This window comes from Streptomyces sp. NPDC028314 (assembly GCF_055565795.1).
In genome coordinates, this window is the sequence record NZ_JBVHTP010000023.1 from 89,624 (window position 1) to 113,331 (window position 23,708).

A 23,708-nucleotide genomic window follows, 5' to 3' on the forward strand; every position below is an offset into this window, starting at 1 on the left:
GCCCACCCCCGTAGAAAAAGGCCGTCTCCCGTGCGGTCGTGCGAAGGATCTCCGTCCCGTGAATCTCGTGACACTCCTCCCGTTCATCGTGCTCATCGGGGCCATGTTCCTGATGACCCGCTCCGCCAAGAAGAAGCAGCAGGCGGCCGCGCAGATGCGCAACGAAATGACGCCCGGCACCGGGGTCCGCACCATCGGCGGCATGTACGCCACGGTGAAGGAGATCGGTGAAGACACGGTCACCCTCGAGGTGGCCCCCGGCGTCCACGCGATCTTCGCGAAGAACGCCATCGGCGCTGTGCTGGAGGACGAGGAGTACAACCGCATCGTTCACGGCACCACCGAAGATCTGAACCTCGACACGCCGGTCGTCCCGGACGACGCCTCCTCGCTGACCGAGGCGGAGGCGGACACGCCGAAGACCACCCTGTCGAAGGGCGACGAGGACGAGGCTCCCAAGCTCGACCTCGGCAAGAAGGACGCCACCGACACCGGGGCCGACGACGAGCCGAAGGACGGCAAGACCGACGGCAAGACCGACGGCGAGGCCGGCGCGAAGTAGCGCACGGCCGGGAACCGCGGTGGCGCCCGACCGGCGGCCGCCGCGGTTCCCGCCAGTGAAACTTCTGCGGGGGGCAGGGGTCCCCACCACACATTTCGTGGCCGTCCGCGCGCTGACCCGGCGCGGGACGGTTGGACAGGGAGATACGACAAGGTGGCAGCACCGAAGAAGGGCCGGCGGCCCACGGGGGCTCAGGGGAGGCCGGGGCGCGCCCTGGCGTTCATCCTGATCGCGATGGTGGCGCTCACCGCGGGGATGTTCCTCACTGGTCAGACGACTCCCCGGCTGGGCATCGACCTCGCAGGCGGCACGAGCATCACGCTCAAGGCCAAGAGCGAGCCGGGCAAGCCGGACGCGATCAACGAGACCAACATGAACACGGCGGTCGGCATCATCGAGCGCCGCGTCAACGGTCTCGGCGTGTCGGAGGCCGAGGTCCAGACCCAGGGCCGCGACCACATCATCGTGAACATCCCCAAGGGGATGAACGAGCAGCAGGCGCGCGAGCAGGTCGGTACCACCGCCCAGCTGTACTTCCGCCCCGTCCTGGCGTTCACCGGCGGCGAGCCGCTCCCCGACGCCACGCCGCAGCCGTCCGGCAGCCCGTCCGGCAGCCCGTCCGCGAACCCCTCCGCGAGCGCCTCCGGCGCCCCGAAGACCGACGGCGCCAACAAGCCGTCGGCCACCCCGTCGTCCAGCGCCACTTCCCAGGGCCGTGCGCTCAGCGAGGCCCTCAAGGCCCCGAGCGCCCCCACTCCCACGCCCTCGGCGAGCGAGTCGAAGAAGGCAGACGACAACAAGGCCACGACGCCGGCCCCGACCCCGTCGGGCGCGGACGCCGCCGTCGCCGACCTGCAGGCGAAGTTCGCCGCCCTGGACTGCTCGAACGAGGCGCAGCGCGCCGCGGCCGGCAAGGAAGCCAAGCCCGAGGACCCGATGCTCGCCTGTGGCAAGCGCGGCGACACCTGGGGCAAGTGGGTGCTCGGCCCGGCCGGAGTCAACGGCCAGGACGTGGACAACGCCAAGGGGATCATCGACCCGCAGACCGGCGAGTGGATCGTCACGATGCAGTTCACCGACAAGGGCGCGGACAAGTTCGCGAAGATCACCGGTGAGCTCGCCACCAAGCAGATGCCGCAGAACCAGTTCGCGATCGTGCTCGACGGCCAGGTCATCTCCGACCCGTCCGTGAGCCAGGCGCTGACCGGCGGCAACGCCCAGATCTCCGGCGGCTTCACCCAGCAGTCCGCGATGGACCTGGGCAACATGCTCTCGTACGGCGCGCTGCCGCTCTCCTTCCAGGAGGACAGCGTCACCACCGTCACCGCCGCGCTCGGCGGCGAGCAGCTGAAGGCCGGCCTGATCGCCGGTGCGATCGGCCTGCTCCTCGTGGTGATCTACCTGCTGGTCTACTACCGGGGTCTGGCGTTCATCGCGATCATCAGCCTCCTGGTGTCCGCGGTCCTCACGTACACGATCATGGCGCTGCTCGGGAAGGGCATCGGGTTCGCGCTGAACCTGCCCGCCGTCTGCGGTGCGATCGTGGCCATCGGCATCACGGCGGACTCGTTCATCGTGTACTTCGAACGCATCCGTGACGAGATCCGCGAGGGCCGCACCCTGCGTCCGGCCGTGGAGCGCGCCTGGCCGCGGGCCCGGCGCACCATCCTGGTCTCCGACTTCGTGTCGTTCCTCGCCGCCGCGGTGCTGTTCATCGTCACCGTCGGCAAGGTCCAGGGCTTCGCCTTCACGCTGGGTCTGACGACGCTGCTCGACGTGGTCGTGGTGTTCCTCTTCACCAAGCCGGTCATGACGCTGCTGGCCCGTACGAAGTTCTTCTCCAGCGGCCACCCGTGGTCCGGGCTGGACCCGAAGCGGCTCGGCGCCAAGCCGCCGCTGCGCCGGTCCCGTCGTACCGGTACCGGTGCGAGTGCCGCCGCCGTGTCCGCCCCCGTCGACGCAAAGGAGGCGTGAGAGATGTCGAAGCTGGGAGATCTCGGCGCCAGGCTGTACCGCGGTGAGGTCGGCTACGACTTCGTCGGCAAGCGCTTTCTCTGGTACGGCGTTTCCATCCTGATCACCATCACGGCGATCGTGGCCCTGGCCGTCCAAGGCCTCAACATGGGCATCGAGTTCAAGGGCGGTGCGGTCTTCACCACCCCGAAGACCACCGTCTCCGTCGCCAGGGTGACGGAGGACGCGGAGAAGGCCTCGGGCCACGACGCGATCGTCCAGGAGCTCGGCACCGGCGGCATGCGCATCCAGATCTCCGGTCTGGACACCAATGACGCGGCCGGCGTGAAGAAGCAGCTCGCCACCGACCTCAAGGTCACCGAAGCCGACATCAACGCGGACCTGGTCGGCCCCAGCTGGGGCGAGCAGATCGCGAACAAGGCCTGGACGGGCCTCGGCATCTTCATGATCCTCGTGGTGATCTACCTCGCGATCGCCTTCGAGTGGCGGATGGCGGTCGCGGCGCTGATCGCGCTGATCCACGACCTCACCATCACCGTCGGCATCTACGCGCTGGTCGGCTTCGAGGTCACGCCGGGCACCGTGATCGGTCTGCTGACGATCCTCGGCTACTCCCTCTACGACACCGTCGTCGTCTTCGACGGTCTCAAGGAGGGCTCGAAGGACATCACGAAGCAGACCCGCTTCACGTTCAGCGAGATCGCCAACCGCAGCATCAACGGCACCCTGGTCCGCTCGATCAACACCACCGTCGTGGCGCTGCTCCCGGTCGGGGCGCTGCTCTTCATCGGCGGCGGTTTCCTCGGCGCGGGCATGCTGAACGACATCTCGCTGTCGCTGTTCGTCGGCCTCGCCGCCGGTGCGTACTCCTCGATCTTCATCGCGACCCCGCTGGTCGTGGACCTCAAGGAGCGCGAGCCCGCCATGAAGGCGCTCAAGAAGCGGGTGCTCGCGAAGCGGGCCGCCGCGGCGGCCAAGGGCGAGTCGGCCGACGAGGGCCACGACGGCGAGGACGCTCCGCAGGTCGTCGCGCAGGGCCAGGGCCCGGGACGGCGGCGCCGGTGAACGCCTGCTCTCCCGAGGTGCGCGAGCTGCTGCTCAGCCGGATCAAGGACGTCGCGGACTACCCGAAGCCGGGGGTGATGTTCAAGGACATCACCCCGCTGCTGGCCGACCCGAAGGCCTTCGCGGCCCTGACGGACGCGCTCGTGGAGCTGGCCGGCCGGTACGGCGCGACCAAGATCGTCGGCCTGGAGGCGCGCGGGTTCATCCTCGCGGCCCCCGTCGCCGTCCAGGCCGGGATCGGTTTCGTCCCGGTGCGCAAGGCCGGGAAGCTCCCGGGGGCGACGCTCTCGCAGTCCTACGAGCTGGAGTACGGGACCGCGGAGATCGAGGTCCACGCCGAGGACCTGTCGGCCGGTGACCGGGTCATGGTCATCGACGACGTCCTGGCCACCGGCGGTACCGCGGAGGCCTCGCTCTCGCTCATCCGGCGGGCCGGAGCCCAGGTCGCGGGCGTGGCGGTGCTGATGGAGCTGTCGTTCCTGCCCGGCCGCGCGAAGCTGGAGCCGGCCCTGGCCGGTGCTCCGCTGGACGCGCTGATCGTGGTCTGACGACCCCGTCGTACGAAGCGGCGGGCATCCGGGATCCCCGGGTGCCCGCCGCTTGCGCGTAACCGGGCCCCGTGCGCGGGGGCGGGGAGCCGGGGCCGGGCCGTACGGAGCCGGGGCCGAGGGGAACGGGCCGGCGCAACCCTCGCTACCATGGGTTATCCGGACCTGACCGGGGACCCGGATCCTCCCCCGACTCCGTCCGGGGGGACCCCCTGAGGAGCGCTCTTGCCAGACGAGGTCCAGCCACTCTCCGCCGCGCAGCCCGACCCGCAGACCGGGCAAGCCGAACAGGCGGCGGCCGCAGCCACGCCCGCGCCGGCCCCGCCGGTCAAGCCCGCTCCGGCGAAGCCGGCCGGGTCCTCCAACCGCGTGCGCGCCCGGCTCGCGCGCCTCGGCGTCCAGCGTTCCAACCCGTACAACCCGGTACTGGAACCCCTCCTCCGTATAGTCCGCAGCAACGACCCGAAGATCGAGACGGCGACCCTGCGCCAGATCGAGCAGGCGTACCAGGTCGCCGAGCGCTGGCACCGCGGCCAGAAGCGCAAGAGCGGCGACCCGTACATCACCCATCCGCTCGCGGTGACGACGATCCTCGCCGAGCTCGGCATGGACCCCGCGACGCTGATGGCGGGCCTGTTGCACGACACCGTCGAGGACACCGAGTACGGGCTGGACCAGCTCAGACGCGACTTCGGCGACGCCGTGGCCCTGCTCGTGGACGGTGTCACCAAGCTCGACCGGGTCAAGTTCGGCGAGGCCGCGCAGGCCGAGACCGTGCGCAAGATGGTCGTCGCCATGGCCAAGGACCCCCGGGTCCTCGTCATCAAGCTCGCGGACCGCCTGCACAACATGCGCACGATGCGCTACCTCAAGCGGGAGAAGCAGGAGAAGAAGGCCCGCGAGACCCTCGAGATCTACGCGCCCCTGGCCCACCGGCTGGGCATGAACACGATCAAGTGGGAGCTGGAGGACCTCGCCTTCGCGATCCTCTACCCCAAGATGTACGACGAGATCGTACGGCTGGTCGCCGAGCGGGCCCCCAAGCGCGACGAGTACCTCGCGGTCGTCACCGACGAGGTGCAGGCCGACCTGCGGGCGGCCCGCATCAAGGCCACCGTCACCGGCCGGCCCAAGCACTACTACAGCGTCTACCAGAAGATGATCGTCCGCGGCCGTGACTTCGCGGAGATCTACGACCTGGTGGGCATCCGCGTCCTCGTGGACACCGTCCGGGACTGCTACGCCGCCCTCGGCACCGTGCACGCGCGATGGAACCCGGTCCCCGGCCGGTTCAAGGACTACATCGCGATGCCCAAGTTCAACATGTACCAGTCGCTCCACACGACGGTCATCGGACCCAGCGGCAAGCCCGTCGAACTCCAGATCCGCACCTTCGACATGCACCGCCGCGCCGAGTACGGCATCGCCGCGCACTGGAAGTACAAGCAGCAGACGGTCGCCGGCACCTCCAAGGTGCGCACCGACGTGCCGCAGGCGGCCAAGGGCAGCGCGGGCCAGGACACCGTCAACGACATGGCCTGGCTGCGGCAGTTGCTGGACTGGCAGAAGGAGACCGAGGACCCGGGCGAGTTCCTGGACTCGCTGCGCTTCGACCTGTCCCGCAACGAGGTCTTCGTCTTCACGCCCAAGGGCGATGTCATAGCGCTGCCCGCGGGCGCCACTTCGGTGGACTTCGCGTACGCCGTCCACACCGAGGTCGGTCACCGCACCATAGGGGCGCGGGTCAACGGGCGCCTGGTGCCGCTCGAATCGACCCTGGACAACGGCGACCTGGTCGAGGTGTTCACCTCCAAGGCCGAGGGCGCCGGCCCGTCCCGCGACTGGCTGGGCTTCGTCAAGTCCCCGCGGGCCCGCAACAAGATCCGGGCCTGGTTCTCCAAGGAGCGCCGCGACGAGGCGATCGAGCACGGCAAGGACGCCATCGCGCGGGCCATGCGCAAGCAGAACCTGCCGATCCAGCGCATCCTGACGGGCGACTCGCTCGTCACCCTGGCGCACGAGATGCGCTACCCCGACATCTCCTCCCTGTACGCGGCGATCGGCGAGGGCCATGTGGCCGCGCAGGGCGTCGTACAGAAGCTCGTGCAGGCCCTCGGCGGCGAGGAGGCCGCCAACGAGGACATCGAGGAGAGCATCCCGCCGGCCCGCGGCCGCGCCAAGCGCCGCAACAACGCCGATCCGGGCGTGGTGGTGAAGGGCGTCGACGACGTCTGGGTCAAGCTGGCCCGCTGCTGCACCCCGGTGCCGGGCGACCCGATCATCGGGTTCGTCACGCGGGGCAGCGGCGTATCGGTTCACCGCGCGGACTGCGTCAACGTGGACTCCCTCTCCCAGCAGCCCGAGCGGATACTGGAGGTCGAGTGGGCCCCCACCCAGTCCTCCGTCTTCCTCGTCGCCATCCAGGTCGAGGCCCTGGACCGGTCCCGGCTGCTGTCCGACGTCACCCGGGTCCTGTCGGACCAGCACGTGAACATCCTCTCGGCGGCCGTGCAGACCTCGCGCGACCGGGTGGCCACCTCCCGGTTCACCTTCGAGATGGGCGACCCGAAGCACCTGGGGCACGTCCTGAAGGCCGTACGGGGCGTCGAGGGCGTCTACGACGTCTACCGCGTGACCTCGGCCCGCAGGCCGTAGCCCGCAGGCCCTGGTCCACGGGGCGCAGAACGCAGAACGGCCATGGGCGCCACCCCGAGGGGGTGGCGCCCATGGCCGTGTGCGGATGTTTCGGGACAGGTGGCGTCCGGGGCGGTCAGGGGATCAGGGACAGCCCCACCAGACGAAGTTGAGGTTGCCGCCGAAGATGGCGGAGGTGAAGGTGGCGCCGCCGATGATCCACAGGACGGTGCTGCGCTTGGCTCTGGCGAGGGCCAGGGCGAAGGGGAACAGCAGGGGGAAGGCGGGGAGGATGAAGCGCATCTTGGAGAAGTAGAAGCCCGCACCGCCGAGCGCCATGAGCATGATCATGGCGGCGAAGATCCAGACGACGGCCGGGGGTCGGCGCCGGCGGGTCATGATGACGAAGAGGATGACCGCGGTCACCACGGTGAGGGAGACCACCACGTGGTTGAGGGTGGTGTGGACCTCGGTGAAGGTCTTCTTCAGCTCCGTCAGCGTGTCGAAACCGCCGTCGTAGACCGAGCCCCAGCGGCGCTGGAGTTCGAAGTAGCCGTCCCAGCGCCCGAAGTGGTAGCCGACGTATCCGACGTAGCCGAACCAGCCCAGGGGCGCGATCAGCGAAGCGGTGACCATCCGGCCGACCGGGGGCCGCTTGGTCCGCTTCTTGCGGCGCCACTGCACGAACTCCCAGACCGCGGCCAGCACCACCGCGGCCACGATGGCCGATCCCGAGGGCCGGGTGGCACCGGCGACCAGCGCGAGCGTGCCGGCCGTCAGCCATGCCTTCGACATCACCGCGTACATCGCCCACACCGACAGCGCCAGGAACAGCGGCTCGGTGTACGCCATCGACTGCACCAGCGCGGCCGGCACGATCGCGAACAGCGCGCAGGTGAACAGCGCGACCCGGCGGCCGTAGATCTTGTCGGTGACCGCGAAGATGCCCCAGGCCGCGATGACCGACGCGAACAGCGCCAGCCCCATCGCCACCCAGTTCATCGGCAGACCGGTGAGGTAGGAGGTGTAGCGGATCATCATCGGGTACACCGGGAAGAACGCCATCTGGCATCCCGGCCCGGCGAACCCGCACGGTGACGGCGAGGCAAGCGGCGTGGTCAGCCCGCTCTCCGCGATGTGCAGGTAGTACACCGCGTCCCAGCGCCCGCCCAGGATCTCCAGCGGCTGCACGCCCTTGCGCTGCGCCCACACCGCCATGACGGCCAGTCCGGTGGCACGCAGCGCGATGTGGATCAGCAGCGCCTTCCGTGCACGCAGCAGGTTCGCCAGTACGCGCCGGCCGACACCCCGAAGGCCGGAGTCCTTCTTGCTGACAAGGGGCTCGGCAACGAGAAGGGTGTCAGGAACATCAGCCCGTATTTGGGTATGCGTCACATTCAATCCTGGTAGTCGCCCGGCAGAAGGCCGCCACCTGCGGCACCGTACAACGGTACACAGGTGTCAGGTGCTCCCAGTGCGCAGCCAGTGTTGAGAGCCGGTAACAAACTGGGTGGGCATCACCGGACGATTCCGGTGATGCCCACCCAATACGGTGTACGGGGCGTCAGCCGCCGAACTCCTCCAGGCCCTTCAGCGCCTGGTCCAGCAGAGCCTGGCGGCCCTCCAGTTCCCGGGCCAGCTTGTCGGCCTTCGCGTTGTTACCCGCGGTCCGCGCCGCGTCGATCTGCCCGCGCAGCTTGTCGACCGCGGCCTGGAGCTGACCGGTGAGACCTGCCGCACGCGCCCGGGCCTCCGGGTTCGTACGACGCCACTCGCCCTCCTCGGCCTCCTGGATGGCCCGTTCCACGGAGTGCATCCGGCCCTCGACCTTGGGACGGGCGTCCCGCGGCACGTGACCGATGGCCTCCCAGCGCTCGTTGAGGGAGCGGAACGCGGCACGGGCCGCCTTCAGGTCCGTGATCGGGACGAGCTTCTCGGCCTCGTCGGCCAGCTCCTCCTTGAGCTTGAGGTTCTCGATCTGCTCGGCGTCGCGCTCGGCGAAGACCTCGCTGCGGGCCGCGAAGAACACGTCCTGCGCACCGCGGAAACGGTTCCACAGATCGTCCTCGGACTCGCGCTGCGCCCGGCCCGCCGCCTTCCAGCTCTCCATCAGCTCGCGGTACCGGGCGGCCGTCGGACCCCAGTCCGTCGACTTCGACAGCGACTCGGCCTCGGCGACCAGCTTCTCCTTGGCCTTGCGGGCGTCCTCGCGCTGCGCGTCCAGCGAGGCGAAGTGAGCCTTGCGGCGCTTGGAGAAGGCGGAGCGGGCGTGCGAGAAGCGGTGCCACAGCTCGTCGTCCGACTTGCGGTCGAGCCGGGGCAGACCCTTCCAGATGTCCACCAGGGCACGCAGCCGCTCACCGGCACTGCGCCACTGGTCGCTCTGCGCCAGCTGCTCGGCCTCGGTGACCAGGGCGTCCTTGGCCGCGCGGGCCTCGTCCGCCTGCTTGGCCTTCTGGACCTTGCGCTCCTCGCGCCGCGATTCCACGGTCGACACCAGCTTGTCCAGCCGGACGCGCAGGGCGTCGAGGTCGCCCACGACGTGGTGCTCGTCCAACTGCGTCCGCAGGTGGTCGATGGCCGTCTGGGCGTCCTTGGCGGACAGATCGGTGGTCCGCACCCGCCGCTCGAGGAGGCCGATCTCGACCACCAGGCCCTCGTACTTGCGCTCGAAGTAGGCCAGGGCCTCCTCAGGGGTGCCCGCCTGCCACGAGCCGACGACCTGCTCGCCCTCGGCAGTACGCACGTACACGGTGCCGGTCTCGTCGACTCGGCCCCACGGGTCGCTGCTCACAGCGCCTCCTCCACCTGATGCCTTGCGAGGGGTTCACCCCCTGGGCATCGTCCACAGTTTCCTGGGGCGGGCAGCGCCCGCCCTGCACAACGCCAACATAGGCGACCGCCGGGCCGGCTGTCCGCATCCCGCACGACGGAATATCGACGTACGGGCGGGAGGCCGGCCGGCTCCGGGCCGCCGGTCGCCCCGGCCGCCGGTCAGTTCTTGGTGACGGCGCCCTTCTCGATGGTCACGGCGTTCTTCGGGGCCCCGTCCTGGGCTCCGTCGGCGGTCCCGGTCTTGGCGACGTCCTCCAGGACCTTCAGGCCGGCCGCGTCGATCTTGCCGAACGGCGTGTAGGAGGGGGCCAGCGGGCTGTCCTTGTAGACGAGGAAGAACTGGCTGCCGCCGGTTCCGGGCTGGCCGGTGTTCGCCATCGCCACCGTCCCCGCCGGGTAGATCACCTGGCCCTGCTCGTTCGGCTTGCCCAGGGCGTCGAGGTTCTCGTCCGGGATGGTGTAGCCGGGGCCGCCCATGCCGGTGCCCTGGGGGTCACCGCACTGGAGCACGAAGATCCCGCCGGTCACCAGGCGGTGGCACTTCGTGTGGTCGAAGAAGCCCTTGTCGGCGAGCGACTTGAACGAGTTGACCGTCTGGGGGGTCTTCGCCGCGTCCATCTCGAACTTGATGTCGCCCGCGCTCGTCTTCAGGTCGAAGGTGTACTTCGCCTTCTCGTCGATCGCCATCGCCGGAGGCGACTGCTTGGGCGTGGGGGAGGCCGAAGGGGAGTCCGCCGGCTCGCTCGCCGTCTTGTCCTTCGAGTCGAAGACGCCGCCCACCACGAGGCCGATCAGCGTCGCGACCACCACGGCCACCGCCGCACCGACCACCGCCATGGTGCGGCGCGACTTCCGCCGGGCCTCGGCCCGGCGCTTCTGCTGGCGCTCGTACTTCTCCCTGGCGAGCTGTCGCCGACGCTGATCGCTCGTGACCACCGGTCGTCTCCTTGTACGTGTCTGGTACCGCTGTCCGGGCTGGGCTAGGCCGTACCGTATATGGGTTCGCTGTGTAATGAGCGGCGCCGGTAGGCTCTGAGCAGCGGCATTCCGACCTGCGGCCGCATCCGTAGCTCCCGCCGGACGACGATTGAGGACGAACGTGCTGATTGCCGGTTTCCCCGCCGGGGCCTGGGGGACCAACTGCTATGTGGTCGCCCCCGCCGCCGGTGAGGAGTGCGTCATCATCGACCCGGGCCACCAGGCTGCCCAGGGCGTCGAGGAGACGTTGAAGAAGCATCGGCTCAAGCCCGTCGCGGTCGTCCTCACCCATGGCCACATCGATCATGTGGCCTCGGTGGTCCCGGTGTGCGGAGCACACGACGTACCGGCCTGGATCCACCCCGAGGACCGCTACATGATGAGCGACCCGGAGAAGGCCCTCGGCCGGTCCATCGGCATGCCGCTCATGGGCGAGCTGACCGTGGGCGAGCCGGACGACGTCCGCGAGCTGAAGGACGGCAGCAGCCTCAAGCTGGCCGGAATGGACTTCTCGGTGGCGCACGCGCCCGGGCATACCAAGGGGTCGGTGACCTTCCGGATGCCCGAGCTGGCCGACATCCCGCCGGTCTTCTTCTCGGGCGACCTGCTCTTCGCCGGCTCCATCGGACGTACCGACCTGCCCGGCGGCTCCCACGCCGAGATCCTCCAGTCGCTGGCCCGCGTGTGCCTGCCGCTGGACGACTCGACGGTGGTGCTGTCCGGCCACGGTCCCCAGACCACCATCGGGCGCGAGCGCGCGACCAACCCGTACCTGCGGGAAGTCGCGGCCGGGCCGGGAGGCGGCACCGCCGCTCCACGACGAGGAATGTGACGAAAGTTTCGTGAGTACTTTTCAGGCCCCCAAGGGCACGTACGACCTGCTGCCCCCCCGCTCCGCGACCTTCCTGGCGGTGCGCGAGGCGATCTCGGGCCCGCTGAAGAACTCGGGCTACGGGTACGTCGAGACCCCCGGCTTCGAGAACGTCGAGCTCTTCTCGCGCGGCGTCGGCGAGTCCACCGACATCGTCAGCAAGGAGATGTACACCCTCACGACCAAGGGCGGCGACCAGCTCGCCCTGCGGCCCGAGGGCACCGCGTCCGTGCTGCGCGCGGCGCTCCAGGGCAACCTGCACAAGGCGGGCCTGCTGCCCGTCAAGCTCTGGTACTCCGGCTCCTACTACCGCTACGAGCGGGCGCAGAAGGGCCGCTACCGCCACTTCTCGCAGGTCGGGGCCGAGGCGATCGGTGCCGAGGACCCGGCGCTGGACGCCGAGCTGATCATCCTTGCCGACCAGGCGTACCGCTCGCTGGGCCTGCGCAACTTCCGGATCCTGCTGAACTCGCTCGGCGACAAGGAGTGCCGCCCCGTCTACCGCGAGGCGCTCCAGGCCTTCCTGCGCGGGCTCGACCTCGACGCCGACACCGTGCGCCGCGCCGAGATCAACCCGCTGCGGGTGCTCGACGACAAGCGGGAGGACGTACAGAAGCAGCTGGTCGGCGCGCCGATGCTGCGCGACTACCTGTGCGACGCCTGCAAGGCGTACCACGAGGAGGTGCGGGCGCTGGTGACGGCGGCCGGCGTCGCCTTCGAGGACGACGAGAAGCTGGTGCGCGGCCTGGACTACTACACCCGGACCACCTTCGAGTTCGTGCACGACGGCCTCGGCTCGCAGTCGGCGGTCGGCGGCGGAGGACGCTACGACGGCCTGTCCGAGATGATCGGCGGGCCGGCGCTGCCGTCGGTGGGCTGGGCACTCGGCGTGGACCGTACGGTGCTGGCGCTGGAGGCCGAGGGCATCGAGCTGGCGCTGCCGCCGGCCACGTCGGTGTTCGCGGTGGCGCTGGGCGAGACCAAGCCGGCGCTGTTCGGCCTGGTGACCGAGCTGCGCCGGGCGGGCGTCGCCGCCGACATCTCGTACGGGGGCAAGGGCCTCAAGGGCGCGATGAAGGACGCGAACCGCTCGGGTGCGCGGTTCGCGCTCGTCGCGGGCGACCGGGACCTGGCCGAGGGCGTCGTGCAGCTCAAGGACATGGAGTCGGGGGAGCAGTCCCCGGTGGCCGTGGGCGACGTGGTCGAGGTCCTGAAGGCCAAGCTGGCCTGACCGGGGCCGCCCGTGGGGGCGGGGTGGGGAGCCGCGGCGCGGAGCTCTCCCCCCGCCCCTTCTCCATGCCCGCCCCCCGCCCGTTCCGCGCGCCCGGGCCCCGCCGCTCCTGCGTCCCGAACATGCGCACTTATGTTCATCGAACGGTGGACGGACAGCCCGGTACGGCACAATGGCCGGTGCTTGATGACCTTGCAGATGTGGAGCGGGCGGTATGACGACAACCGGTACTGGCGCGGACACCGCTCGGACGTACGGCGGCAGCCGGGCCCTGGCGCTCCTGCTGGTGATCACGGGAGCCGCGGGCCTGCTCGCCGCCTGGGTGATCACCATCGACAAGTTCAAGCTGCTGGAGGACCCGAACTTCACGCCGGGCTGCAGCCTGAACCCGATCGTCTCCTGCGGCAACATCATGAAGAGCGACCAGGCGTCCGCCTTCGGCTTCCCGAACCCGATGCTGGGCCTGGTCACGTACGGCATCGTCATCTGCGTGGGCATGAGCCTGCTGGCCGGGGCCCGGTTCGGGCGCTGGTACTGGCTGACCCTGAACGCGGGCACCCTCTTCGGGGTCGGCTTCTGCACCTGGCTGATGTACCAGTCGCTGTACAACATCAACTCGCTGTGCCTGTGGTGCTCCCTGGCCTGGGTCGCCACCATCCTGATGTTCTGGTACGTCACCTCGCACAACGTGCGCCAGGGGCTGCTGCCCGCCCCCGGCTGGCTGCGCGGCTTCTTCGACGAGTTCACGTGGGTCCTGCCCGTGCTGCACATCGGGATCATCGGCATGCTGATCCTGACCCGCTGGTGGGACTTCTGGACCTCCTGAGCCGGAGGGCGGTGTCAGTGGGCTCGCATAGGCTTCCCGTGTGGAACCAGATCTCTTCACCGCCGCCGCCGAGGACCGCCAGGAGAAGGACCCGTCGAGTTCTCCGCTCGCCGTCCGGATGCGCCCGCGCACCCTGGACGAGGTCGTCGGCCAGCAGCACCTGCTGAAGCCCGGCTCGCCGCTGCGGAGGCTGGTCGGCGAGGGGGCCGGGGGCCCGGCCGGTGCCTCGTCGGTGATCCTCTGGGGGCCGCCGGGCATCGGAAAGACGACGCTCGCGTACGTGGTCAGCCAGGCGACGCAGAAGCGGTTCGTGGAGCTGTCCGCGATCACGGCGGGCGTCAAAGAGGTACGCGCGGTCATCGAGGGCGCCCGGCGGGCGGCCGGCGGGTACGGCAAGGAGACCGTCCTCTTCCTCGATGAGATCCACCGCTTCAGCAAGGCGCAGCAGGACTCGCTGCTCCCGGCCGTCGAGAACCGCTGGGTGACGCTGATCGCGGCCACCACGGAGAACCCGTACTTCTCGATCATCTCGCCGCTGCTGTCGCGGTCGCTGCTGCTGACGCTGGAACCGCTGACGGACGACGACCTGAGCGCGCTGATGAAGAGGGCGCTGGAGGAGGAGCGGGGCCTGGGCGGGGCCGTCACCCTGCCGGCCGACGCCGAGGCGCACCTGCTGCGCATCGCCGGCGGCGACGCCCGGCGGGCGCTGACCGCACTGGAGGCGGGAGCCGGCTCGGCCATCGCCAAGGGCGAGCAGGAGATCACCCTCCAGACGGTGGAGGAGGCGGTCGACCGCGCGGCCGTCAAGTACGACCGGGACGGCGACCAGCACTACGACGTGGCGAGCGCGCTGATCAAGTCGATCCGCGGCTCGGACGTGGACGCGGCGCTGCACTACCTGGCCCGGATGATCGAGGCGGGGGAGGACCCGCGGTTCATCGCGCGGCGGCTGATGATCTCCGCGAGCGAGGACATCGGGCTGGCGGACCCGACGGCCCTGCCGCTGGCCGTGGCCGCGGCCCAGGCGGTGGCCATGATCGGTTTCCCGGAGGCGGCGCTGACCCTGTCGCACGCGACGATCGCGCTCGCGCTGGCCCCGAAGTCGAACACCGCCACGACCGCGATCGGCGCCGCCCTGGCCGATGTCCGGGCAGGGCTGGCGGGATCGGTTCCGGCGCACCTGCGGGACGGGCACTACAAGGGGGCGGCGAAGCTGGGCCACGCGGTGGGGTACGTCTACCCGCACGACGTACCGGGCGGCATCGCGGCGCAGCAGTACGCCCCGGACGAGATCCACGGCAAGCGGTACTACGAGCCGACCCGCTACGGGGCGGAGGCGCGGTACGCGGACGTGGTGGAGAAGGTCCGCGAGCGGCTGAAGGGCGGCGGCGCCTGAGGGTGCGGCGCCGCTGCCGGGGCTGCGCGCCGGCGCCGCGCCTCGAAGGCCGGCGGGACAGCCCTTAGGCTCCCTCGCATGCGACGCCGTGCTCCGCTCCTCGCCCTCGCCCTGGCGGTGACGCTGCCGCTCAGCGGGTGCCATCACGACTCCGGCCGGCAGGAGCCCCGGGCGCTGGTGGCGCGGGTGCCGCTCGCCGGTGCCGGGTTCCCGCCGAGCGCGGCCACCGCCAAGGCCCGGCTGGCCGCCCTGAAGGTCGAGTGGGGCAAGAACTGGCAGACGTACAAGCGGGAGGACTTCGGCAGGTACTGGTCCGACGAGACCGATGCCGTCGGCGGGCGCAACGGCTGCGACACCCGGGACGACGTGCTGCGCCGGGACCTCGCCGAACTCCGTGAAGGGGACCGCAACCCCTGCGTGGTCCTCTCGGGCGTCCTGCACGATCCGTACACCGGCAGGCGGCTCCCCTACACCTACCGCCGCGCCTCGCAGATCCAGACCGACCACGTCGTCGCGCTCGGTGCCGCCTGGCGGGGCGGGGCCTACGCCTGGACGCCGCAGCGCAGGCTGGAGTTCGCCAACGACCTCGACGTGCTGCTCGCCGTGGACAAGCAGACCAACTACGACAAGGGCAGCAGGACCGCCGACAAGTGGAAGCCGCCGCTCAGGTCGTACTGGTGCAAGTACGCGCGCCGCTACACCGGCATCAAGGCCAAGTACCGGCTCTCCGTGACCCCACCGGAGAAGACCGCGCTCGGCGAGATGCGTGCCACCTGCCCCTAGCCGGCCGGCTGCCCGGCGACCCGGCTGCATGGCGACCCGGCGCCCTAGCGGCCGGCCGCCGCGAAGAGGGTGTGCATGGCCCGGCGCAGGCCGCAGATGTCCGCGACCGGCTCCGGAAAGTCGAAGCGGGCGTCGAAGGAGGACTCCCCGCCGGTGAACCGGACGCGCAGGCCCAGCCGGTCCAGGGCCAGCGGGACCGCGGTCATCCCCGCCGCCTCACGGGGGCCGAGCAGGCCGCACAGGTCCGCGACCCGGTCGCCGTGGGCGCGGTGGAGGTGCTGGAGGAGTTCGGTCTCGTGGGCGGTCATCGGGTCGGGCTCGACCCGGGCCAGGTCGTCGGGATCCACCTGTTCGGCGCCCCACAGGTCGTCGACCGTGATCTCGCCGACCTCCAGGCGGAGCATCATCCAGGCCGGGCGGCCGGAGTAGGGGGCGTCCAGCGACTCGGACATGCCCAGCAGCTCACCCACCGGATGCCGCTCCGCGAGCAGCGCGGCGCAGGCCGGGCGGTCGTCCCCGCGCACCGGTGTCAGCCACCCGGCGAGCCACGCGCGGCCTCGGATACGATGGGGCACGGACACCGGCGCCACATCCGTGATCTCGATCACGGCGGTGAGGTCGTCGTCCTGGGCGTGAGCGGCTGCCCTGGCAGCCACGGATTCCCCTGAAACCAGGAGGATCACGTCCCCGTCCGGGGTGACGGTCCGAGCGGCCGGCATCCCTGCCCCGATCTCTGTCAGCTCCTGCGTGTCAGGAGCACCCGGCAGCGTGAGGGATACTGAGGCGTTGGACTCTACGAGGGTTCGTACGCGTTCGGCTCCGGTGAGCTGCCGAACGCCTTCCCTGGGACGCGGCTGACCTTGCCTACCGTCGTCGAAAGCAGATCCTGTTTCGTTTGGATCTGAACTTCGATGCGCACTGGGCAGGGGGATCCCATGTGGTCGAGACATTACGTCCTCCTCGCTAAGGTAAGCCTCACCTAACTTACATGGAGGTAGGTTCCACGTGAACCAGAAGCGACCCAAGGTCAAGAAGTCGCGTGCCCTCGGCATTGCGCTGACCCCGAAGGCCGTCAAGTACTTCGAGGCCCGCCCCTACCCGCCGGGCGAGCACGGCCGTGGCCGCAAGCAGAACTCGGACTACAAGGTTCGTCTGCTGGAGAAGCAGCGTCTGCGCGCTCAGTACGACATCTCTGAGCGTCAGATGGCCCGCGCGTACGACCGCGCCAAGAAGGCCGAAGGCAAGACGGGCGAGGCGCTGGTCGTCGAGCTCGAGCGTCGCCTCGACGCCCTGGTCCTGCGTTCGGGCATCGCCCGCACCATCTACCAGGCTCGCCAGATGGTCGTTCACGGCCACATCGAGGTCAACGGTGACAAGGTCGACAAGCCGTCGTTCCGTGTCCGCCCGGACGACGTCATCACCGTGCGCGAGCGCAGCCGCGAGAAGGTTCCGTTCCAGGTTGCCCGTGAGGGTGGCTACGCAGGCGAGGGCGAGACCCCCCGTTACCTGCAGGTCAACCTGAAGGCCCTGGCCTTCCGCCTGGACCGCGACCCGAACCGCAAGGAAATTCCGGTCATCTGCGACGAGCAGCTCGTCGTCGAGTACTACGCCCGCTGATCCAGCGGACGTAGCCTCACAGGCTGGTCAGCCCGCCGGTTCCCCTCGGGGGAGCCGGCGGGTTTCCTGTTCTCCGCCTTCGGTCCCGTCCGGTCCGCCGGTCGCCCGGACGTCGTACGGGGCCTCGGCAGCGGGGCCGCCACCCCCGGCTCCGGCCCCCGCAGGGCCCGCTCCACCAGCGCGTCCACCGAGAGGCCGCCCCCGTGCCGGGCGCACGAGGCGTACCGCTCGGCCCCGATCAGCTCGCCCGCGCGCTCCTGGCACATCAGCCGGGGCGCGTTGAAGTACCCCGACCCGAAGAGCTGGAGCCCGACCCCGTCCCACATCGGCTCCGCCGCGCCCTGGAGCACCGCCGCCTCCGCCGGGTGCCCCTCGGCCACCGTGACCAGCGCCAGCAGCTCCACCGCCAGCACCAGCCCCACCAGGTCCCGGAACACGTGGTTGATCTCGACGCACTCCGCCAGCAGCAGCCGGGCCGGGCCCGTGTCCCCCGCGTCCAGCGCCGCGTACGCCAGCACGTAGAGGGCGTACGCCTTCGTCCAGCGCTCCCCGCGCTCCTCGCAGATCTCCCGGACCTCCTCGCACAGCGAGAGCGCGCCCGCCGGATCGCCCTGGAAGGCCAGCGCCATCGCCAGCTCGACCTGGCACATCAGCACGTTGCTGTTCAGCTCCCCGGCCTCCCGGTAGCGCTCCAGGGCCGCGCCCAGCAGCTCGCGGGCCCGCGTCATATCGTCCGAGACCAGGGCCAGGCAGCCCAGCCGGTGCACCGCGTACGCCGCCGCCACCGGGTTGCCGGACCGCGCCGCCCCCTCCTGGCACTCGTACAGGGCGCTCATCGAAGCCACCGCGTCGCCCTGCAGGGCCGCGACGTAGCCCAGCACCCAGAGCGCCTTCAGCCGGGAGTTCTCGTACCCGTTCCCCGAGGAGTGCTCCAGGGCGCGGTCCAGCCAGTGCCGGCCCTCGGTGAGGCGGCCGCAGCCCGCCCAGTAGAACCAGAGCGTGCCCGCGAGGTACTGGCCCAGGTGCGGTTCCTCCGCCTCCTCCAGGCAGCACTCCAGGGCCAGGCGCAGGTTCGCCAGCTCCGCCTCCACCAGCGCGGCCACCTCCTGCTGGCGCGGGCTGAACCAGTCCAGCTCGCACCAGGTGGCCAGCCCCAGGTACCAGTCCCGGTGCCGCCGCCGCAGCCGCCCGGCGTCGCCCAGCGACTCCAGCCAGCCCGCCCCGTACAGCCGTACGGTCTCCAGCATCCGGTAGCGCACCCCGGCCGGCGTCTCCTCCCTGACCAGCAGGGACTGGGCCAGCAGCTCCCCGACCAGGTCCAGCACGGACTCCACCGGCAGATCCGGCCCCGCGCACACGTATTCGGCGGCGTCGAGGTCGAACCGCCCCGCGAACACGGAGAGCCGCGCCCACAGCAGGCGCTCCCCGGGCGTGCACAGCTCGTGGCTCCAGCCGATCGCCGTCCGCAGCGCCCGGTGCCGGGGCAGCGCCCCTCGGGCCCCTCCCGTCAGCAGGGCGAACCGGTCCTCCAGCCGGGCCAGCACCTGCGCCGGCGCCAGCGCCCGCAGGCGGCCCGCCGCCAGTTCGAGGGCCAGCGGGAGCCCGTCGAGCCGCTCGCAGACCTCGGCCAGCACGGCCCGGTCGGCCCCGGACACCGTGAACGCCGGATCGGCGGCCGCGGCCCGGGCGGTCAGCAGGGCCAGGGCCTCCTCGGGAGGCAGCGGGGCCAGCGGGAAGGCCAGCTCCCCGTCCAGGGCCAGCGGACGCCGGCCCGCGGCGAGCACCCGCAGGCCGGGGGAGCGGCGCAGGAGCTCGCGCACCAGCTCCGCGCACTCGTCCACCAGCTGCTCGAAGCCGTCGAGGACCAGCAGCAGCCGGCGGTCCGCCAGGTGCTCGGCCAGGACGGTCTTCGGTGGCCGGGTGGTGTGGTCGGTCATCCCGAGGGCCTCGCAGAGCGCGAGCTCGAGGAGCGCCGGATCGCGTACGGAGGACAGCTCGGCCAGCCACACGCCGTCGCAGTAGCGTTCCTGCGCGGCATCGGCGAGCGCCCGGGCGGCCGCCAGCACGAGCCGGGACTTGCCGACACCGCCCACTCCGGTGACCGTCACGAGCCGCACGGAGTCGAGGAGCCGCTCCAGCCCGGCGAGTTCGCCACCCCGGCCGACGAACCCGCTCAACTCCGAGGGAAGATTGCCCCGGGTCCTGTGGTGAAGGGGTCTCTGTCGCATGGGACACGGAGAGTACTGCTACGGATGCGCTGCGTACAAGGCGGGTCCGCGCGGCTCCCGAATTCCGGTACGGCCGGGGATCTCCGGCGCGATAGGGTCGGAGGACGACTTTTCTACGTAGTGATCAATGTGCAGAGAGCGGTGCAACGTGTCCGGTGGTGAGGTGGCCGGGATCCTCGTGGCCGTCTTCTGGGCCATTCTGGTCTCCTTCCTCGCCGTGGTGCTGGTGAGGCTGGCCCAGGTCCTGAAGGCGACCACCAAGCTGGTGGCGGACGTGACCGAACAGGCCGTCCCGCTGCTGGCCGACGCCTCCACCACCGTGCGCTCCGCGCGCACTCAGCTCGACCGGGTCGACGCCATCGCGAGCGACGTCCAGGAAGTCACCTCCAACGCCTCCGCGCTGTCCTCGACCGTGGCCTCCACCTTCGGCGGGCCGCTCGTCAAGGTCGCGGCCTTCGGCTACGGGGTCCGCAAGGCGCTGGGCAGGACGCAGGAAGACGCGCCGCAGAAGACATCCCGACGCACTGTGATCGTCGGCCGTACGGTGCCGGCGGCCCGGCGCCGGAAGCAGAAGGGCTGAGACCTCCGATGTTCCGCCGAGCCTTCTGGTTCACCGCAGGCGCAGCCGCCGGCGTGTGGGCCACCACCAAGGTCAACCGACAGCTGAAGAAGCTGACGCCGGAGAGCCTCGCCGCTCAGGCGGCCGACAAGGCCGTGGAGGCGGGCCACCGCCTCAAGGACTTCGCCCTCGACGTCAAGGCGGGAATGACGCAGCGCGAGGACGAGCTGAACGACGCACTGGGGCTCCACCAGGACCCCGAAAGGCCCGACAACGTCACCGCCCTCCCGGGGCCGCGGCGGCTGCGGGCCATCGAGAACCACCAGAACACCCACCGCACGAATCTCTCGTACAACCGGAATGAGGACCACTGATGGAGTCGGCTGAAATCCGCCGCCGCTGGCTGAGCTTCTTCGAGGAGCGCGGTCACACCGTTGTCCCTTCGGCGTCGCTCATCGCGGACGACCCGACTCTGCTGCTGGTCAACGCGGGCATGGTCCCGTTCAAGCCGTACTTCCTCGGCGAGACCAAGCCCCCGGCCCCCCGGGCCACCAGCGTGCAGAAGTGCGTCCGTACCCCGGACATCGAAGAGGTCGGCAAGACCACCCGCCACGGCACGTTCTTCCAGATGTGCGGCAACTTCTCCTTCGGGGACTACTTCAAGGAAGGCGCCATCAAGTACGCCTGGGAGCTGCTCACCAGCTCCGTGGCGGACGGCGGCTACGGCCTGGAGCCCGAGAAGCTCTGGATCACCGTCTACCTCGACGACGACGAGGCCGAGACGATCTGGCGCGAGAAGATCGGCGTCCCCGCCGAGCGCATCCAGCGCCTGGGCAAGAAGGACAACTTCTGGTCCATGGGCGTCCCCGGCCCCTGCGGCCCGTGCTCGGAGATCAACTACGACCGCGGCCCCGAGTTCGGCGTCGAGGGCGGCCCCGCCGTCAACGACGAGCGCTACGTGGAGATCTGGAACCTGGTCTTCATGCAGTACGAGCGCGGCGCCGGCGACGGGAAGGAAGACTTCCCGATCCTCGGCGACCTGCCGTCGAAGAACATCGACACCGGTCTCGGCCTCGAACGCCTCGCGATGATCCTGCAGGGCGTGCAGAACATGTACGAGACCGACACCCTGCGCGTGGTCATGGACAAGGCCACCGAGCTGACCGGCGTGCGGTACGGCGCCGCCCACGGCACGGACGTCTCGATGCGCGTGGTCGCCGACCACATCCGCACCTCCGTGATGCTCATCGGAGACGGCGTGACCCCCGGCAACGAGGGCCGCGGCTACGTCCTGCGCCGCATCATGCGCCGGGCCATCCGCAACATGCGCCTCATGGGCGCCACGGGTCCGGTCGTCCAGGACCTCGTCGACGTCGTGATCAACACGATGGGGCAGCAGTACCCGGAGCTGGTCACCGACCGCAAGCGCATCGAGACCGTCGCGCTCGCCGAAGAGGCCGCCTTCCTCAAGGCCGTCAAGGGCGGCACGAACATCCTCGACACCGCCGTGACCGAGACCAAGGCCGCCGGTGGCACGGTCCTCTCCGGCGACAAGGCCTTCCTGCTCCACGACACCTGGGGCTTCCCGATCGACCTCACCCTGGAGATGGCCGCCGAACAGGGCCTCTCCGTGGACGAGCCCGGCTTCCGCCGCCTGATGCAGGAGCAGCGCGACCGCGCCAAGGCCGACGCCAAGGCCAAGAAGACCGGCCACGCGGACATGTCCGCCTACCGGGAGATCGCGGACGGCTCCGGCGCCACCGAGTTCACCGGCTACGCCACCACCCAGGGCGAGTCCACCATCGTCGGCCTGCTGGTCAACGGCGTCTCCGCGCCCGCCGCCTCCGAGGGCGACGAGGTCGAGGTCGTCCTGGACCGCACCCCCTTCTACGCCGAGGGCGGTGGCCAGCTCGCCGACCAGGGCCGCATCAAGCTCGACTCCGGCGCCGTCATCGTCGTCCGCGACGTCCAGCAGCCGGTTCCGGGCGTCTCCGTCCACAAGGGCTCCGTCCAGGTGGGCGAGGTGACGGTCGGCGCCTCCGCGTACGCCGCCATCGACATCCACCGGCGCCGGGCCATCGCCCGCGCCCACTCGGCCACGCACCTGACGCACCAGGCCCTGCGCGACGCCCTGGGCCCGACCGCCGCCCAGGCCGGTTCGGAGAACTCGCCCGGCCGCTTCCGCTTCGACTTCGGCTCCCCGAACGCCGTCCCCGGCTCGGTGCTCACCGACGTCGAGCAGAAGATCAACGACGTGCTCTCCCGCGAGCTCGACGTCACCGCCGAGATCATGAGCATCGACGAGGCGAAGAAGCAGGGCGCCATCGCCGAATTCGGTGAGAAGTACGGCGAGCGCGTGCGCGTCGTGACCATCGGCGACTTCTCCAAGGAGCTGTGCGGCGGCACCCACGTCGGCAACACCGCCCAGCTGGGTCTGGTGAAGCTGCTCGGCGAGTCCTCGATCGGCTCCGGCGTGCGCCGCGTCGAGGCCCTGGTCGGCGTGGACGCGTACAACTTCCTCGCCAAGGAGCACACGGTCGTCGCCCAGCTCCAGGAGCTGGTCAAGGGCCGCCCCGAGGAGCTGCCGGAGAAGATCGCCTCCATGCTCGGCAAGCTGAAGGACGCCGAGAAGGAGATCGAGAAGTTCCGCGCGGAGAAGGTGCTCCAGGCCGCCGCCGGTCTCGCCTCCAACGCCCAGGACATCCACGGCGTCGCCCTCGTCGTCGGCCAGGTGCCGGACGGCACGGGCGCCGACGACCTGCGCAAGCTGGTCCTCGACGTCCGCGGCCGCATCCCCGGCGACCGTCCGGCCGTCGTGGCCCTCTTCACCACGGCCAACGACCGCCCGCTGACGGTCATCGCCACCAACGAGGCCGCCCGCGAGCGCGGTCTCAAGGCCGGCGACCTGGTCCGTACGGCCGCCAAGACCCTCGGTGGCGGCGGTGGCGGCAAGCCGGACGTGGCCCAGGGCGGCGGCCAGAACCCGGCCGCCATCCCCGAGGCCATCGCCGCGGTCGAGCGCCTCGTCGTCGAGACGGCCTGACGATGACGCTGCGCCGCGGCCGCCGGCTCGCCATCGATGTCGGGGACGCCCGGATCGGGGTCGCCTCGTGCGACCCCGACGGGGTGCTGGCCACGCCGGTGGAAACCGTGCCGGGCCGGGACGTCCCCTTCGCCCACCGGCGGCTGCGGCAGCTCGTCGAGGAGTACGAGCCCCTGGAAGTCGTGGTCGGCCTCCCCCGCTCGCTCAGCGGGCGGGAGGGGCCGGCCGCGGTCAAGGTGCGCGCCTTCGCGGGCGAGCTCGCCAAGGGCATCAAGCCGGTGCCGGTCCGGCTCGTGGACGAGCGGATGACCACGGTCACCGCCGCCCAGGGGCTCCGGGCCTCGGGGAAGAACGCCAAGAAGGGCCGTTCGGTCATCGACCAGGCGGCCGCCGTGGTGATCCTGCAGAACGCTCTTGAGACCGAACGGGTATCAGGTAATCCGCCCGGTGAGTGCGTCGAAGTGGTTGTCTGATCGCGATACGGTAACGTTCCGCGCGATGTGGCGGCATTCGAACAGCCGTCGCCCACCACTTCAGAGGCGGAACCGGGTGCCGCGG

General features: G+C 70.5%; 20 protein-coding genes. 15 read left to right on the plus strand and 5 right to left on the minus strand.

The annotated features are described in order from the left end of the window. Window positions 1-58 precede the first annotated feature (58 nt). From yajC to ACZ4TG_RS36440, 5 genes are all read left to right on the plus strand, one after another. Window positions 59-562: a preprotein translocase subunit YajC gene (gene yajC, locus ACZ4TG_RS36420; protein WP_468172092.1), complete on the plus strand. Its 504-nt coding sequence runs from the start codon at window positions 59-61 to the stop codon at window positions 560-562. Window positions 563-715: 153 nt separating this feature from the next. Beyond that, complete coding sequence (secD, locus tag ACZ4TG_RS36425) at window positions 716-2,536, plus strand: protein translocase subunit SecD (protein WP_468172095.1); 1,821 nt, start codon at window positions 716-718, stop codon at window positions 2,534-2,536. Window positions 2,537-2,539: 3 nt separating this feature from the next. After that, complete coding sequence (gene secF / locus ACZ4TG_RS36430; RefSeq protein WP_468172098.1) at window positions 2,540-3,601, plus strand: protein translocase subunit SecF; 1,062 nt, start codon at window positions 2,540-2,542, stop codon at window positions 3,599-3,601. After that, complete coding sequence (locus ACZ4TG_RS36435) at window positions 3,598-4,149, plus strand: adenine phosphoribosyltransferase (RefSeq protein ID WP_468172100.1); 552 nt, start codon at window positions 3,598-3,600, stop codon at window positions 4,147-4,149. The genes secF and ACZ4TG_RS36435 overlap by 4 nt, the downstream gene beginning before the upstream one ends. A gap of 225 nt (window positions 4,150-4,374) precedes the next feature. Further along, a complete protein-coding gene (locus tag ACZ4TG_RS36440; RefSeq protein ID WP_468172103.1) occupies window positions 4,375-6,804 on the plus strand; it encodes a RelA/SpoT family protein in 2,430 nt (809 codons plus the stop codon). 123 nt (window positions 6,805-6,927) lie between these two features. Here ACZ4TG_RS36440 and ACZ4TG_RS36445 read toward each other — a convergent pair whose 3' ends face one another. The 3 genes from ACZ4TG_RS36445 to ACZ4TG_RS36455 form a co-directional block, all read right to left on the minus strand. Then, on the minus strand, window positions 6,928-8,178 hold the full coding sequence (locus ACZ4TG_RS36445; protein WP_468172106.1) for a glycosyltransferase family 39 protein: 1,251 nt from the start codon (window positions 8,176-8,178) through the stop codon (window positions 6,928-6,930). Between the two features lie 169 nt (window positions 8,179-8,347). Continuing rightward, on the minus strand, window positions 8,348-9,577 hold the full coding sequence (locus ACZ4TG_RS36450; protein ID WP_468172109.1) for a DUF349 domain-containing protein: 1,230 nt from the start codon (window positions 9,575-9,577) through the stop codon (window positions 8,348-8,350). A gap of 200 nt (window positions 9,578-9,777) precedes the next feature. After that, entirely contained in the window at window positions 9,778-10,554 is a 777-nt protein-coding gene (locus ACZ4TG_RS36455; protein WP_468172112.1) for a peptidylprolyl isomerase, read from the minus strand. A gap of 163 nt (window positions 10,555-10,717) precedes the next feature. Between ACZ4TG_RS36455 and ACZ4TG_RS36460 the strand changes: the two genes are divergently transcribed. The 5 genes from ACZ4TG_RS36460 (at window position 10,718) to ACZ4TG_RS36480 (ending at window position 15,703) form a co-directional block, all read left to right on the plus strand. After that, the gene (locus tag ACZ4TG_RS36460; RefSeq protein ID WP_468172115.1) at window positions 10,718-11,428 is read left to right on the plus strand and encodes an MBL fold metallo-hydrolase; all 711 of its coding nucleotides are present in this window, start codon (window positions 10,718-10,720) and stop codon (window positions 11,426-11,428) included. A 10-nt stretch (window positions 11,429-11,438) separates the two neighbouring features. Next, window positions 11,439-12,698, plus strand: a complete 1,260-nt coding sequence (gene hisS, locus ACZ4TG_RS36465) for a histidine--tRNA ligase (protein ID WP_468172118.1) — start codon at window positions 11,439-11,441, stop codon at window positions 12,696-12,698. 214 nt (window positions 12,699-12,912) lie between these two features. After that, window positions 12,913-13,524 carry a vitamin K epoxide reductase family protein gene (locus ACZ4TG_RS36470; RefSeq protein WP_468172121.1) on the plus strand — a complete coding sequence of 204 codons (612 nt, stop codon included), beginning with the start codon at window positions 12,913-12,915 and terminating at the stop codon, window positions 13,522-13,524. A 40-nt stretch (window positions 13,525-13,564) separates the two neighbouring features. Next, a complete protein-coding gene (locus tag ACZ4TG_RS36475; RefSeq protein WP_468172124.1) occupies window positions 13,565-14,920 on the plus strand; it encodes a replication-associated recombination protein A in 1,356 nt (451 codons plus the stop codon). A 78-nt stretch (window positions 14,921-14,998) separates the two neighbouring features. After that, entirely contained in the window at window positions 14,999-15,703 is a 705-nt protein-coding gene (locus ACZ4TG_RS36480) for an HNH endonuclease family protein (protein WP_468172127.1), read from the plus strand. A gap of 44 nt (window positions 15,704-15,747) precedes the next feature. Here ACZ4TG_RS36480 and ACZ4TG_RS36485 read toward each other — a convergent pair whose 3' ends face one another. After that, entirely contained in the window at window positions 15,748-16,653 is a 906-nt protein-coding gene (locus ACZ4TG_RS36485; RefSeq protein ID WP_468172130.1) for a DUF2470 domain-containing protein, read from the minus strand. Between the two features lie 55 nt (window positions 16,654-16,708). On the opposite strand from ACZ4TG_RS36485, the gene rpsD reads away from it, so the two are divergent. Beyond that, window positions 16,709-17,320 (plus strand): 30S ribosomal protein S4, encoded by a 612-nt coding sequence (rpsD, locus tag ACZ4TG_RS36490; protein ID WP_008740451.1) that lies wholly within the window; start codon window positions 16,709-16,711, stop codon window positions 17,318-17,320. On the opposite strand, the gene ACZ4TG_RS36495 is transcribed toward rpsD, so the two are convergent. Then, window positions 17,308-19,548 (minus strand): ATP-binding protein, encoded by a 2,241-nt coding sequence (locus tag ACZ4TG_RS36495; protein ID WP_468172133.1) that lies wholly within the window; start codon window positions 19,546-19,548, stop codon window positions 17,308-17,310. The genes rpsD and ACZ4TG_RS36495 overlap by 13 nt on opposite strands. Before the next feature lie 148 nt (window positions 19,549-19,696). On the opposite strand from ACZ4TG_RS36495, the gene ACZ4TG_RS36500 reads away from it, so the two are divergent. Genes ACZ4TG_RS36500 through ruvX form a run of 4 tightly spaced genes read left to right on the plus strand, consistent with a single transcriptional unit; the run spans window position 19,697 to window position 23,623 of the window. Beyond that, the gene (locus tag ACZ4TG_RS36500) at window positions 19,697-20,128 is read left to right on the plus strand and encodes a DUF948 domain-containing protein (RefSeq protein ID WP_468172136.1); all 432 of its coding nucleotides are present in this window, start codon (window positions 19,697-19,699) and stop codon (window positions 20,126-20,128) included. An 8-nt stretch (window positions 20,129-20,136) separates the two neighbouring features. Continuing rightward, on the plus strand, window positions 20,137-20,481 hold the full coding sequence (locus tag ACZ4TG_RS36505) for a DUF6167 family protein (protein WP_468172139.1): 345 nt from the start codon (window positions 20,137-20,139) through the stop codon (window positions 20,479-20,481). Next, the gene (gene alaS / locus ACZ4TG_RS36510; protein WP_468172142.1) at window positions 20,481-23,150 is read left to right on the plus strand and encodes an alanine--tRNA ligase; all 2,670 of its coding nucleotides are present in this window, start codon (window positions 20,481-20,483) and stop codon (window positions 23,148-23,150) included. Before ACZ4TG_RS36505 ends, alaS begins: the two co-directional genes overlap by 1 nt. Before the next feature lie 2 nt (window positions 23,151-23,152). Then, window positions 23,153-23,623: a Holliday junction resolvase RuvX gene (gene ruvX / locus ACZ4TG_RS36515; RefSeq protein ID WP_468172145.1), complete on the plus strand. Its 471-nt coding sequence runs from the start codon at window positions 23,153-23,155 to the stop codon at window positions 23,621-23,623. The last annotated feature ends 85 nt before the right edge of the window (window positions 23,624-23,708 follow it).